The sequence below is a fragment of the Bacteroides gallinarum DSM 18171 = JCM 13658 genome, from assembly GCF_000374365.1.
GTDB classification, from domain to species: domain Bacteria; phylum Bacteroidota; class Bacteroidia; order Bacteroidales; family Bacteroidaceae; genus Bacteroides; species Bacteroides gallinarum.
In genome coordinates this window covers 20,973-34,749 of the sequence record NZ_KB894141.1, presented here as the reverse complement: position 1 = coordinate 34,749, position 13,777 = coordinate 20,973, and the positions used below count along the sequence as shown (strand labels likewise).

8 protein-coding genes are annotated in these 13,777 nt (G+C 52.9%); 2 read left to right on the top strand and 6 right to left on the bottom strand.

All coding sequences use genetic code 11. The features are described from left to right. Positions 1-52: 52 nt before the first annotated feature. Entirely contained in the window at positions 53-2,590 is a 2,538-nt protein-coding gene (locus C233_RS0114560; RefSeq protein ID WP_018668310.1) for a DUF5686 and carboxypeptidase-like regulatory domain-containing protein, read from the bottom strand. Positions 2,591-2,767: 177 nt separating this feature from the next. Here C233_RS0114560 and aspT point away from each other — a divergent pair, with 177 nt between their 5' ends. Continuing rightward, positions 2,768-4,462: an aspartate-alanine antiporter gene (aspT, locus tag C233_RS0114555; RefSeq protein ID WP_018668309.1), complete on the top strand. Its 1,695-nt coding sequence runs from the start codon at positions 2,768-2,770 to the stop codon at positions 4,460-4,462. 774 nt (positions 4,463-5,236) lie between these two features. Continuing rightward, positions 5,237-6,871 (top strand): bifunctional aspartate transaminase/aspartate 4-decarboxylase, encoded by a 1,635-nt coding sequence (locus tag C233_RS0114550; protein ID WP_018668308.1) that lies wholly within the window; start codon positions 5,237-5,239, stop codon positions 6,869-6,871. Positions 6,872-6,894: 23 nt separating this feature from the next. Here C233_RS0114550 and C233_RS0114545 read toward each other — a convergent pair whose 3' ends face one another. From C233_RS0114545 to hisC, 5 genes are all read right to left on the bottom strand, one after another. Further along, complete coding sequence (locus tag C233_RS0114545) at positions 6,895-8,208, bottom strand: sensor histidine kinase (protein WP_018668307.1); 1,314 nt, start codon at positions 8,206-8,208, stop codon at positions 6,895-6,897. 146 nt (positions 8,209-8,354) lie between these two features. Then, positions 8,355-9,713 (bottom strand): sigma-54-dependent transcriptional regulator, encoded by a 1,359-nt coding sequence (locus tag C233_RS0114540; protein ID WP_018668306.1) that lies wholly within the window; start codon positions 9,711-9,713, stop codon positions 8,355-8,357. A gap of 139 nt (positions 9,714-9,852) precedes the next feature. Next, the gene (locus tag C233_RS0114535) at positions 9,853-11,340 is read right to left on the bottom strand and encodes a TolC family protein (protein WP_026314872.1); all 1,488 of its coding nucleotides are present in this window, start codon (positions 11,338-11,340) and stop codon (positions 9,853-9,855) included. Between the two features lie 167 nt (positions 11,341-11,507). Further along, complete coding sequence (gene hisB, locus C233_RS0114530; RefSeq protein WP_018668304.1) at positions 11,508-12,656, bottom strand: bifunctional histidinol-phosphatase/imidazoleglycerol-phosphate dehydratase HisB; 1,149 nt, start codon at positions 12,654-12,656, stop codon at positions 11,508-11,510. Between the two features lie 22 nt (positions 12,657-12,678). After that, positions 12,679-13,719 carry a histidinol-phosphate transaminase gene (gene hisC / locus C233_RS0114525; protein ID WP_018668303.1) on the bottom strand — a complete coding sequence of 347 codons (1,041 nt, stop codon included), beginning with the start codon at positions 13,717-13,719 and terminating at the stop codon, positions 12,679-12,681. Between the last annotated feature and the right edge of the window lie 58 nt (positions 13,720-13,777).

Below are 13,777 nucleotides of genomic sequence, written 5' to 3'. Positions count from 1 at the left end.
AATTGAGATTAGTCATTTTATCCGATTTAATGTTCTGTTAGTAAGATTTAAGTTAAAATGTCATGTGCAGGCTAATTCTGAGCCCGGATTTATCTGTATTCGGTAAATTCCGGTACGTCAAACGCCACACATAATCCACCCGGAGCACCTTCAGGATATTCTCGATACCCACCCCCGCTTCCACATACGGAGTATGCCCCATGGTGGTGCTTCCTGCCGGAAAAGCGAACAGCCCTCCGCTGAGTTCCGGGTTGTTCTTGTCGCTCAGGTTTCCGTAAATGCCCCGGCAGGACAATACCTCGCGCCATTTCAGTTTCTTCAACAACGGAATGCGGTTGAAGAGAAAACCGTTCAGGAAATAAGTCACGTCCCACGAAGCATATTCGTCGTTCATAAACTCCATGGCATTCATCAGCGAGTAAGACTCCGGCTGAATAGTGTAAGACAAGTTGGCGTTGGGAATGATAAGCAACGGAAAAGGAACCTTATTCCACACCTTGCCCGCCTTCAGGATAACATCCGTGTAGCCGAAAGCCGAAAACCAGAAACGTTTCTGGAAGCCCGCCTCCGTGTAATGATAGGTGTAGTCTCCGCCCAGCACCCCCTTGGCAGCCATTGTATGTGTCAGCGTAAATACCGGGGCATCCAGCGACACCGGGAAACGGTTCCACTGCGTCTGGAAGAACTTCTCGTTAGGGGCGTAACGCAATTTCAGCTCCAGCTCGCTGGTAGAAATACTCTTTACGAACGTCCTGTCCGCATCCTGCCTGATGAAAGGGATAAGATGCGAAGACTCGTCTTTCCGCAGACGTGTGGTCAACTGGAAAGAAAAGCCCGAATGGAACTCGTTGGTGTACGTCAGCTCCGCTTTCCGCTGATAGCCGATGCGGTCGTCCTTCTGGCGTTTCAAGGCAAGGAACACATTGTCCTGGCTGGTGTAAAGGTAATGCTGCCCGTACTGGTTGACGTCGGACAAGTAACGGAGCTTCAGCGAGTGAATGGGAAATTCGTTGGCATACTCCTTTTTCCTATGGAAAGAATATTCCAACTCCGCCAGCCCCTTCACCCGCTCGTCGCGGAAACCGTAAGCGGCATACCCCCTGCCGAACCAATGGGGATTGAGCCACGCCGTCGTCATGCCGCCGGCACGTACGCGCAGCCCTTCCAGCGTATTACCGCTAACAGTGGTATTCATCATGCCGATATAGAACAAAGGCTCTTTCTCTTTAGGAGCGGGGATATACCCCGTGAACAGCACCTTCAACACCTTCTCCGTCCAGTAATAAACCGGATAACTGCGCAACTGCGTCATCATCTTATCTACGGAAGTCTCCTTCCGGCTCACCTCCACAAACCGGTTGGCATCCCAGTAAGCATCGGAACGGGCGGAAGCCTCCATGCCCTCGATAACCTTCTCCGGCCTCCGGAACGCCTGCAAAGCATCATCGGTAGCCCCGTAGGCATAATTCCGGTAGTAAACATCGCGCTTGGCATAAATACCGTCACTGTTATCCACCAGCTTGAATTCCGTCGTGATGCTTTCGTCGGTAAGCTGCCTCGTGCCGTCGTCCGCACGGTCGAAGTTCTGCTCTATCTTCATGTAATCCACAAAGTTCAGGTTGATTTTCCGGGGGAAGTTCATCACCACGCGGCGTACGAAATACGTGCTGTCCAGCATCACGTACAGATGCCCCGTAAAGCCGAACGACTCGGAGTTGAAAGGTACGAAAGTAAGGTCTACGCAAGGCTTCCCCGCCACGGTCAGCGTATCCATGAGGTAGTATTTGTAGAACGAAGGGCCTATGGAAGAAAGCGGGCTGACGAACTTATTGGTGAACAGCGTTATATTGTTCCGGTAAATATCCACATCTGTCATGGTGACGCTGATAGCCTGCTCCATGCCCTGCTGGGATAGCATCTCGTCCACACCCGCCTGCCGGCGCGCCTTTACCCACTGCCTCTCGCTACGGGGCGACCGGCGGTAATAGTCCGTAGCCAGCAGCTCGCGGTTAGACACCGCCAGCACCGGTTTTCCGGTGACGGCGGAAGTATCCACATAATCGGTGAGGAACTTGAATTTGCGGTACAGCCATTTCTGCTGCTTCACGCTGTCGAAGTTATTAATGGCGAACGTCATTTTCTCGTAACGCTCGCGTTGCCAGTAGTCGTGCTCGTCCGGCGAGAAATCGTCCCGGTGCTCTATCATCTGCCGCACGAACTCCACCGCCGGATTGTCTTTCTTCCTGTAACGCTCGCGCTTGGGTTTCACCACCACCTCGTTCAACGCATAGGCAGTGGGGGCAAGCGCCACCCTTATACGCTCCCTGCGCGCCGGGTGAATCAGCCGGGTATATTCGTTATAGCCCACAGCCGAGACTACCAGCCGGGCTTCCGCACGATAAGTCTTGAAGGAAAAGGCTCCCTTGTCGTCCGTCATCCCCCCTTCCGTAGTCCCTTTCAGGTAGACCGAGGTGTATGGCAACGGCTCCCGCGTCAGCGAATCAGTGACAACGCCCTGCACCACATACTGCGCCCGCAAAGGCACGGCAATCGCCTGCAACAGCAGAAACAGCCTAATAAACAACCTCATACCTTACCCTTCTATCATTCAGTGCGCAAAGGTACGGAAGAAAACTTTTTCCGAAAGTCCGGTTTTACGGAATAAATGTTCTAAAAAACCACTTTTATTTAAAACACTTCCCGTTAAAACCCGTTGTATAGCGAAAGCAACTTGCAAAAAACATACGAATGACCTAAATTTTTAATTATGGAATGGATTTTCAACCAACTTAGGGAGCGTCCCGAATTAGCTATTTTCCTCACAATCTTCCTGGGATTTTGGCTGGGCAAGCTACGCATCGGCAAATTCAGCCTGGGAACCGTTACCAGCGTACTATTGGTAGGCGTGGTGGTGGGACAACTGAATATCGCCGTGCCCGGCCCTATCAAATCGGTATTTTTCCTCCTGTTCCTCTTTGCCGTAGGCTACAAGGTAGGTCCCCAGTTTTTCCGCGGGCTGAAAAAAGACGGGCTGCCGCAGGTAGCATTCGCGGTGCTGATGTGCCTGTCTATCCTAGGAGTAACCTGGCTGCTCTCCCTCCTCATGGGATACAATATGGGAGAAGCGGCAGGGCTGCTTGCCGGCTCGCAAACCATATCCGCCGTTATCGGCGTGGCGGAAGACACCATGGCCAATATGGAGTTGGACGAGGCACAACGGCAGAGTTACGCCAACATCATCCCGGTGTCGTACGCCGTGACCTACATCTTCGGTACTGCCGGCTCCGCCTGGGTACTCTCGTCCATAGGTCCGAAGATGCTGGGCGGGCTGGACAAGGTGAAAGCCGCCTGCAAGGACATGGAAGCCCGAATGGGTAACTCGCAGGCAGACGAACCGGGCTTCATGCACGCCGCACGTCCCGTAACCTTCCGCGCCTACCGCATCGAGAACGAGTGGTTCGGGAACGGGAAACGGGTGATAGACCTCGAAATGCACTTCCAGCAACAAGGCAAGCGCCTGTTCGTAGAACGGATACGCAAAGCGGGCGCTATCCGTGAGGTCGGCCCCAACGTGCAACTGGAAACTGGCGACGAAGTCGTACTGAGCGGACGCCGGGAGTACGTTATCGGCGAGGAAGACTGGATAGGACCCGAAGTAGTAGACCCGCAACTGCTCGACTTCCCGGCGGAGAGACTGCCGGTCATGATAACCAAAAAGACCTTTGCCGGCAAAACCGTTTCGGCAATCCGCAGCGAGAAATTCATGCACGGCGTCAGTATCCGCAGCATCAAGCGTACGGGCATCGACATTCCCGTTATGGCGCAGACCGTGGTAGATGCCGGCGACGTCGTAGAGATAGTGGGAACCCGCCAGGAGGTAGATGCCGCCGCCAAGCGCCTGGGCTATGCAGACCGCCCCACCAACCAGACGGACATGATTTTCGTAGGGTTGGGTATCCTCGTGGGCGGGTTGTTCGGTGCATTGTCCGTCCATATCGGCGGCGTGCCGATAAGCCTGAGCACCAGTGGCGGGGCACTGATAGCAGGGCTGTTCTTCGGCTGGCTGCGCAGCAAGCATCCTACCTTCGGGCGTATTCCCGAACCGTCGCAGTGGGTATTGAATAACGTAGGGCTGAATATGTTCATCGCCGTGGTAGGCATATCGGCAGGTCCCAGTTTCGTACAGGGTTTCCACGACGTAGGGGTCAGCCTGTTCCTGGTAGGCGCGGCTGCCACTACCCTCCCCCTGATTATCGGGCTGCTGCTGGCAAGGTATTTATTCAAGTTTCATCCGGCTATCGCCCTGGGGTGTTGCGCAGGTGCAAGAACCACCACGGCAGCGCTCGGAGCCATACAGGATGCCGTAGAAAGCGAAACGCCGGCACTGGGCTATACGGTGACGTATGCCGTGGGCAACACTTTACTCATTATATGGGGTGTGGTTATTGTCCTGCTGATTTAACGTGCCAAGACACTCTAAATCAACAGCCTGTAATTAGGGAACTGACCTGCAAAGCAATGCAATCTAATCTTACAAAAGTTGTTGTAAGATAACTTCACAGCTGTTGTATGATAAATCAACAGCTGTCGTAAGAAAACAACCCGGTTGTTGTACGAATAGTTTTCAGCTATTGCATGAATCATTCTCAGCACATGAATCATTCTCAGCATAAGTATTAGTGAATAAGTAATTGTTAGTGAATAAGCAAGTGTTAGTGAATAAGTAAATGTTAGTGAATAAGCAAGTGTTAAAATTTAATTTATATCAAGAGTATCTGTCATTCAACGTAGCAAAGTATGATTTGACAAATTCTAAGCCTGAAAGGCTTTTATCATACAGCCCGGGGTAACACCCCGGGAATGTGAATATGACTAACATTGCGCCCTGTAAGGGCAAAAGATAATATTCAAAGATTTTGCCCTTACAGGGCGCAGAATGCTGAGGACATTTATCCCCCGGGGTGTTACCCCGGGCTGTATTATAAAAGGCTTTCAGCCTTAGGAATGACAGACGTGCAACAATTTATCAGAATAAAGAGAATTTATTATCAGAACAAAGAGAACTTATTTTCAGAATAAAGAGAATTTATTATCAGAACAAAAAGAACTTATTTTCAGAACAAAGAAAACTTATTTCCGGAATAAAAAGAACTTATTTCCGGAATAAAGAAAACTTATTTTCAGAACAAAAAAAACCTATTTTCAGAATAAAGAAAACTTAAAAACTTCAGATTATATGGATACAAAACTTTTAGAAAAGAAAATGGAGAATATCAGCCCTTTCGAGCTGAAAAACCGCCTTATCGACATGGCAGACGAAAGCCTGAAAAAGACCGCCCGCAGCATGCTGAATGCCGGACGCGGTAATCCCAACTGGATTGCAACCACCCCGCGCGAAGCATTTTTCCTGTTGGGCAGGTTCGGGCTGGAAGAATGCCGCCACGTTATGTTCCTCCCCGAAGGCATTGCCGGAACTCCTACCAAGCAGGGCATCGCCGCCCGCTTCGAGCAATTCCTCAAAAGCAACACCTACCAGCCGGGAGCCAAGCTGCTGGAACAAACCTACAACTACATGCTGATGCAGCATGCCGCAGACCCCGACAGCCTTGTCCATGAATGGGCGGAAAGCGTTATCGGTAACCAGTATCCCGTACCCGACCGCATCCTGCACTTCACCGAGATACTGGTACGCGACTATCTGAACCAGGAAATGTGCGACAACCGTCCGCCCCGCGGCGCCTTCGACCTCTTTGCCACCGAAGGCGGAACGGCCGCCATGTGCTACATATTCGACTCTTTGCAGGAGAATTTCCTGCTGAACCAGGGCGACGGCATCGCCCTCATGGTTCCCGCCTTTACGCCCTACATAGAGATACCGCAGTTAAGCCGCTACCGGTTCAATGTAACCGAGCTGCACGCCAACCGCATGAACAAGGACGGGCTGCACCTGTGGCAATACAGCGATGAGGACATAGACAGGCTGAAAAATCCGGCTATTAAGGCGCTGTTCGTCACCAATCCGAGCAACCCGCCCAGCTACACGCTCAGCCCCGAAACAATGGCGCGCATCGTAAACATCGTAAAGGAGGACAATCCCAACCTGATGATTATTACGGACGATGTGTACGGCACTTTCAGCCCGCATTTCCGCTCGTTCATGGCGGAGATACCGTACAATACGCTCTGCGTATATTCCTTCGCCAAATACTTCGGCGCTACCGGCTGGCGCAACGCCGTCATCGCCCTACACGAATACAATGTGTACGACCGGCAACTGTCCCGGCTGCCGAAGGAGAAACGCGAAGCCCTCGACCGCCGTTACGCCACGCTCACCCTGCACCCGGAGAAGCTGAAATTCATAGACCGCATGGTGGCGGACAGCCGCCAGGTAGCGCTGAACCATACCGCAGGCCTGTCGCTGCCGCAGCAGATGCAAATGAGTCTGTTCGCCGCCTTCGCCCTGCTGGACAAGGAGAACAGATACAAGCAGAAGATGCAGGAAATTATCCGGCGACGCTTGCAGGCGCTTTGGGACAATACCGGTTTTACACTGTTGGAAGACCCTTTGCGGGTGGGTTATTACACGGAAATCGACATGCTGGTCTGGGCGAAGAAATTCTACGGAGACAAGTTCGTGGAATACCTTAAAAAGACGTACAGCCCCCTGAACGTCGTGTTCCGCCTTGCCAAAGAAACCTCCCTGGTGCTCCTGAACGGCGGCGGCTTCAACGGTCCGGAATGGAGCATACGCGCCTCCCTTGCCAACCTCAACGAGGAGGACTACGTTATAATAGGCAAAAGCATCAAACGCATATTAGATGAATATGCCGCAGAGTGGAAGAAAAGCCAAGAGGGAAAGGCGAAGAAGTAAAGGCGGACTGCCTTCCTCCGCTTTCAGCTAAACAAGATTCGGAAACGGGTCATGCCGTCGCTGTACGTACGCAAGGAGAAGGTACAACCGTGGCGGCTCAGCACTTCCCTGATAAATACCAGACCTATTCCCTGCCCGTTCGGTTTGGTGGAAAAGAAGGGGCTGAAAAGTTTGGCTTCGGTTTCTTTACTGATTCCAGGACCATTGTCTACGATTTCTATGGAAGCGGGGGCAATGGTCTTTACCGTTATCTCGCCCTGCCTGCTTGCCGCTGCGCCGGCGCTCTCTATGCTTTCGGCGGCATTCTTTATGATATTGACCAAGACCTGCTCGAACAGCGAAGCGTCCAGACGTACCTCACCCACCTCCGGGTCGCACTCCAGGCGGAGGGCGATGTTGCGGTCGTTGCACATCCCCTCCATAAAACGCTTGCACATGGATACCAACTCGTTCAGCCGCACAGGAGCCAGCGTGGATTCGGGAATTTTCACCACATCTGCAAAACGGGTGATGAAACGGCTCATGGAGAAACAGCGCTCCGTACACACGCGCATCACATCGCAGATATCCTCCATGCCTTCCTCGGTAGAGAGCGCCTGCTCCACCGTATCCAGCGTAGAGGTGATGCCGGCGGTCGTATTGTTCACCTCGTGGGCAATCATGCGGATTACCTTACCGTATGCACGCTTCTCGGCTTTCATCACCTCGTCCGTCATACGTTCTATCAGAAAGAAAGGATGCTTGAAGCCTCTGTCTATAAACGAGGAGTGGGTACATTTGTAGATATTCGCATCATTCAGCCGCACCACCGAGGTTTGCTCCTTGGGGATAGACGCCAGCTCCTCCGCCAACGGCGAGTCAATATGTTCCAGCCGCCTACCCTGTGCATCTTCCCGGCGGATACCCAGCATCTTTACCGCCATAGGGTTGAGCTGCGACACCTCGCCGTCCAGCGTCATGATGACGAGTCCCATAGGCGACGCCTGAATCAGCAGGTCGAGAAAATGGTTCTGCTCGCGCATGCGCAAACGCTCGTTCTTGAGCTGCTCCATCATACGGTTGAAGATGTTCACGATACGGTCGGCTTCGTACTGCCCCACCAGGCTGAGCCGGCTGCTGAAATCCTGCTCACGCAGCAGCTCCATACCGCTCCCTATCGTGCTCATCGGCTTTACAATCTTACGGTAGAATACCAGCAGATAGACGAGTATAAGTGCGATGCCCCCTTCGGCAACGTACAGATGTATGGAGTGCGTCCCGCCCCACAGGTATATCAAAGCCCCGCCCATGCCAAGCAGAAGCAATGCGAGGATGAAAAAGTAGAATTTGATGCGCATGTGAGTAAGGGATTAGGGGTTAGCGATTAGAGATTAGTAATTAGTAATTAGCGGTTAGCGGTTAGCGATTAGGGGTTAACAGTCAACGATTAACTGTTAGGATTTAAACGGATAAACACTTATCGCTAAACCCTAACCGTTAACCGCTAATCACTAACCGCTATTTTATATTTTTCCAACCGCCGGTACAACGCCGCCCGGCTGATGCCCAGCGCCAGCGCCACTTGGCTGAGGTTGCCTTTGTGCTGTTCCAGCGCCTGGAGGATAGTATGCCGTTCTATCTCGTCCAGCGTCATACCTGCAAAGGAAGTGCCTGCGGCGGCTCGCGCCGGCTCGTCGTGGCGCTGGTATTGCGACTCGAAGTCCGAGGCATCCAACATCTGCTTGCCGCTGACGAGAATGGTGCGTTCCACCAGGTTTTTCAACTCGCGGATATTGCCCGAATACGGCAGGCGGGAAAGGAAATTCAACGCGTCCGCCGAAAACTCGGTATGGGGCAGGCCGTTTGTCGCTGCCTGGCGGTCGGCAAAATGGCGTGCCAACAGAGGGATGTCCTCGCGGCGCTCGCGCAGGGCGGGCAGCTTTACGGTTATCAGGTTGATACGGTAGAAAAGGTCTTCGCGGAATGTGTGCTCGGAAACCATTTTGCGCAAATCGGCATTGGTGGCGGAGACTACACGTACATCGACCTTGCGCGGACGGCTGTCGCCCAGCACCTCGAAAGTCTGGTCTTGAAGCACGCGCAGCAACTTCACCTGGCAGGAGAGGTCGAGGTCGCCTATCTCGTCGAGGAAAATAGTGCCTTTGTTGGCAAGCTCGAAACGGCCTATGCGGTCGGCGCTCGCATCGGTAAAAGCTCCTTTCTTATGGCCGAACATCTCGCTCTCGAACAGGCTCTGCGAGATACCGCCGAGGTTTACTTTCACAAACGGCTGCTTCGTGCGCTGGCTGTTGATGTGGATAGCCTCGGCTATCAGCTCCTTGCCCGTGCCGCTCTCGCCGGTAATGAGCACGGAGGCGTTGGTGCGGGCAATGCGCGCCACGGTATTGAGCACTTCCATTAGTCCCTGCGATTTGCCTATGATGTGGCTGCGGTTCAGCCCTTCCGCCTGCTCCTCCGGCACTTCCTTCGGAGCGGCGCTCAGTTCCAGCGCCGTTTCGATACGTTGCAGGAGGGCGGCATTGTTCCACGGCTTGGTAATGAAGTCGAAAGCGCCTGCCTGCATACCCTGCACGGCAAGTTGTATGCTTCCCCACGCCGTCATCAGTATAACGGGAACATCGGGGCGGAAAACCTTTACCTGCCTCAGCAGGGTAAGCCCTTCTTCCCCGGTGGTGGAAAGCGTGAAATTCATATCCATTAATATCAGCGCAGGCGATTCCGCACGGACTATATCCATTGCCTCACGAGGGCCCGGAGCTGTTTTTACCTCATAACCGGCGCGCTTCAGCATAAAGCTGAGTGAAGAGCGCACGGCGCTATCGTCATCGACTATCAGTATCATGGTGTTTCGGTATTTCGTTGGTTGTCGGGTACAAAAATAACGATTTCACCACAGAGGACGCAGAGTTCCACAGAGTTTTTTTCGAGGTTGCGGTACGGGGGAAGGAACTCTGTGATGCTCTGCGTCCTTTGGGGGAAGGCTATCCTTTGATGATGTCCTCAAAGTCCGCTTCCAACTCCGTATTCCGTTCGAAATCCCAGAGGGTCAGGCTGCGGAGCTGATAGAAGTAGTACCAATAATAGTAGAGCTCGGAAATATGCTTCTGGCGGGCATCATCCTTGGAGTTCTGGGCGTCGTTCAGGTCGAGGGTACTTATCTTGCCAATCATAAAGGTTTCCACACTGGTTTTGTAGCGTTTCTCGGCTATCTGGTCGGCTTCTTCGGCTATCTCCAACTGTTGCGCCTGGTTGTTGAAGTTAGCTACCAACAGGAAGATGTCCTGGTTGAAGTCCATTTGTTCCTGGCGGATTTTGGACAGCACCACTTCGCGGTTGCTCTTGGCTACCCTTACCTTTCCGCGACGCTTTCCCCAGTCGAGGATAGGTATCTTTACGCCTACCTGCACTATCTGGTTATCCAGCAGGTCGTGGTAGGCAGAGGAGAATTCGTGGTTCTGCCCGGTATATCCCACGCTGGCAAACAGGTCGATGCTACGCAGGTTGCCGCGTGCCGTGGCTACTTCGTAATCTGCCTCCAACTGGCGACGGCGTATGTTCTGGGCAAACGAGTTGCGCTCCAACGCCTTGTTCAGCACGCGGTCATAGTCCATTTTGATGCCCGGAACGGCGGCGGGCACTACCGGATTGAGTCCCTCTTTTTCCGATACGCCGAGAAAAGAACGGAGCTGGAACATCTTGGCGTTCAGGTTGCTTTCGGCCTCCGTTACATCTGCCTTGCCTTGCAGGGAGTTCAGTTTGAGTTGCAGCAGGTCATTTTCCGAAATCTGCCCCATTTTACGCTTGGCAATGGCTACTTCGTAAAGGCGGTCTGAGTTCGCCTTGTTCTGCTGTGCCGTGCCGAGTGCTTCTTTTGCCAGCAGCAGTTCGAAAAAGTAGGTAATGGTTTTCATCGTCACCTCCTCCGTAGCCGATATAAAGGATGCCTTTGCCTCCGCATAGCGTACCGGCTCGATACGGCGGTTCCACTTCAGGCTGTTTACGCCGAATATGGGCTGTGTCAGTTCGAGGCTCACGGGCACGGACATGAACTGCTTGCTGCCGCCGGAGCCTAACTGCCTGAGGTAATCGAGGGAGGATGCCAGCGACAGCTTGCCGCCCGTAAACCAGATGTTCTGGTCGATAGACAGCTCGCCGGACAGCCCCAGCGTATTGTTGCGGACGAAGCTGTACGAGCCGTCCGAGTTCTGGTAGGTGCTGTACGATTTATTGTAGTTGGGCAGTGTGCCCGTAAAGTTTACTTCGGGCAGCAGGTCGGCACGGAAAGTACGGTATTCCCAATAGGCTGTTTTCAGCTCGTTCAAGGCCACCGCCGCATCTACCGACTGGGTACGCGCCAGTGCAATGGCTTCTGCCAGCGTGATGTTGCGTTCGTGTACCACGGTGTCGTTTTGTGCCGAAGCAGCCAGCGGCATCCAAAAACAAGCTACGAGTAAAATATTCTTTTTCATGTCGGGGTCTTTAAATTTATCGCTGATAGAAAAGCAAAGAGTGTGCCAAGCAAGCAGGAGGGGCTTACGCAAGGGGGAGTGTCCGAAATCGGACACTCCCCCTGTTCGTTTGCGGACGGTCGGTAATATGCTGGCACGCGCAAATACGTCTTGAACGGCTTTCTTGCTTACAGCACTCCTTTCGAGCTCGGCAGCTCATAATGGTAGATATCCCGCTTTACCGCCATTTTCAAGGCTCTTGCCAAGGCTTTGAAGATGCCTTCTATCTTATGATGCTCGTTCTGTCCTTCCGCCTTGATATTGAGGTTCATCTTGGCTGCATCACTCAGCGACTTGAAGAAGTGAAGGAACATTTCCGTAGGCATCTCTCCTATCTTCTCGCGCCTGAATTCGGCGTCCCACACCAGCCAGGGGCGTCCGCCGAAGTCGAGGCAGACCTGGCACAGGCAGTCGTCCATAGGCAGCGCATACCCGTAGCGCTCTATGCCCCGCTTACTGCCCAGCGCCCGGTAAAGGCAGTCGCCCAGGGCAAGGGCTGTATCTTCGATTGTATGGTGCTCGTCTACCTCCAAGTCGCCTTTTACATGGATTGTCAAGTCCATACCGCCGTGCTTTCCTATCTGCTCCAGCATGTGGTCGAAGAAGCCGAGCCCGGTACGGATGTCGCAACTACCGTGCCCGTCCAGGTTTACGGCTACATGGATATCAGTTTCTTTCGTGGTACGGCGCACCTCGGCTTTCCGCTCGCCGGCAAAAAGGAATTCTGCCACTTTATCCCAGTCTTTCGTAGCCAATGCACAGACTTCCTCCAAGCCTTCGCAGGCGGCTTGCCCGCCGGCGGACTGCGGTTTCAGCATCTCCGTATCTTCCTGCAACAGAATGGCACGGCAGCCCAGATTCTTTGCCAGCTCCACATCCGTGGGGCGGTCGCCTATCACATAGCTGTTAGCCAGGTCGTATTCGGGATTGCCGAGGTACTTCGTCAGCATGCCTGTACGTGGCTTGCGGGTAGGTGCATTGTCTGCCGGCATGCTACGGTCTATGCAGATGTCATCGAACGTTATGCCCTCGCCTTCCAGTGTTTTCATCATCAGGTTATGCGCCGGCCAAAAGGTTTCCTCCGGAAAGGATGCCGTGCCCAGCCCGTCCTGATTGGTAACCATAACAAACTCGAAATCCAGCTTGCTACGCACGAAGCCGAGGTTGCGCATCACTTTCGGATAAAATTCCAGTTTCTCCAACGAGTCCAACTGGTAATCTACGGGCGGCTCAATCACCAATGTCCCGTCACGGTCTATAAAAAGTACCTTCTTCATATTATACTATTTATAAAAGGATTCATCCCTTATACCTCCCCAACGCCTCAACCAGTTTTTCATTCTCCGCCCTCGTACCTACCGTTACCCGCAGGCAGTTTCCGCAGAGCGATACGGAGTTGCGGTTGCGCACGATGATACCCTCGCCTACCAAGTAATTATAAATCTTCACGGCATCCGTTACGCGGGCTAAAAAGAAGTTGGCGTCGGAAGGGAATATCTTTACCGTGCAAGGCAGCTCCGCAAACTCTTTTTCCAGGTTGTTGCGCTCCTCTTTCAGGGTTTTCACCCAACGCTCTATTTCATAATAGCGGTGCAGCATCTCTATCGCCTGCTTCTGCGTCAGCCGGTTTACGTTATACGGGTATTTTATTTTGTTGAGAATCGAGATAATCTCTTGCGAAGCAAATGCCATACCTAAGCGTATGGCGGCACATCCCCATGCCTTGGAGAAGGTTTGGAGGACAATCAGGTTGGGATATCCGTCCAGTTCTTCCAGGAAAGAGGGCGCTTCTGAAAAGTCGTTATAAGCCTCGTCCAGCACTACCAGCCCGTCGAAGCTGCGGACAAGTTTCTCAATCTCACTGCGGAGCAAATCGTTTCCAGTCGGATTGTTGGGCGAACAGAGGAATATCAGCTTCGTATGTCCGTCGGCAGCTGCCAGCAGCCTGTCTGCCGAGAACTGGAAATCTTCATCCAGCAATACTTTGCGGTACTCCACATCGTTTACTTCCGCACATACCTGGTACATGCCGTATGTGGGGTCTATCGCCACCACATTGTCTACACGCGGCTCGCAGAAAGCGCGGAACACAAGGTCTATCGCCTCGTCGCTGCCATTTCCCAGAAAGATATGCTCGGAGGGGACTTTCTTTATCTTCGACAGCTCTTTCTTCAACTCTCGCTGCATCGGGTCTGGATAGCGGTTGTGAGGCATGTTGTACGGATTTTCGTTCGCATCGAGGAAAACGGATGCGGCAGCGCCGTTATATTCGTCGCGTGCCGAAGAATAAGGCTTAAGGCGCCAGATATTCGGCCGGGTAAGTTCTTCTAAGGTTCTCATAAGAGAAAGGGTATTTTTGATTTATGATGTATGAATTATAACTTATGATGTATGATGC

What these genes read in the sequence shown, in the direction of transcription:
- C233_RS0114560 (WP_018668310.1), bottom strand. Translation starts at nt 2,590, where the DNA reads ATGAGGTTGTTTATTAGGCTGTTTCTGCTGTTGCAGGCGATTGCCGTG.
- aspT (WP_018668309.1), top strand. Translation starts at nt 2,768, where the DNA reads ATGGAATGGATTTTCAACCAACTTAGGGAGCGTCCCGAATTAGCTATT.
- C233_RS0114550 (WP_018668308.1), top strand. Translation starts at nt 5,237, where the DNA reads ATGGATACAAAACTTTTAGAAAAGAAAATGGAGAATATCAGCCCTTTC.
- C233_RS0114545 (WP_018668307.1), bottom strand. Translation starts at nt 8,208, where the DNA reads ATGCGCATCAAATTCTACTTTTTCATCCTCGCATTGCTTCTGCTTGGC.
- C233_RS0114540 (WP_018668306.1), bottom strand. Translation starts at nt 9,713, where the DNA reads ATGATACTGATAGTCGATGACGATAGCGCCGTGCGCTCTTCACTCAGC.
- C233_RS0114535 (WP_026314872.1), bottom strand. Translation starts at nt 11,340, where the DNA reads ATGAAAAAGAATATTTTACTCGTAGCTTGTTTTTGGATGCCGCTGGCT.
- hisB (WP_018668304.1), bottom strand. Translation starts at nt 12,656, where the DNA reads ATGAAGAAGGTACTTTTTATAGACCGTGACGGGACATTGGTGATTGAG.
- hisC (WP_018668303.1), bottom strand. Translation starts at nt 13,719, where the DNA reads ATGAGAACCTTAGAAGAACTTACCCGGCCGAATATCTGGCGCCTTAAG.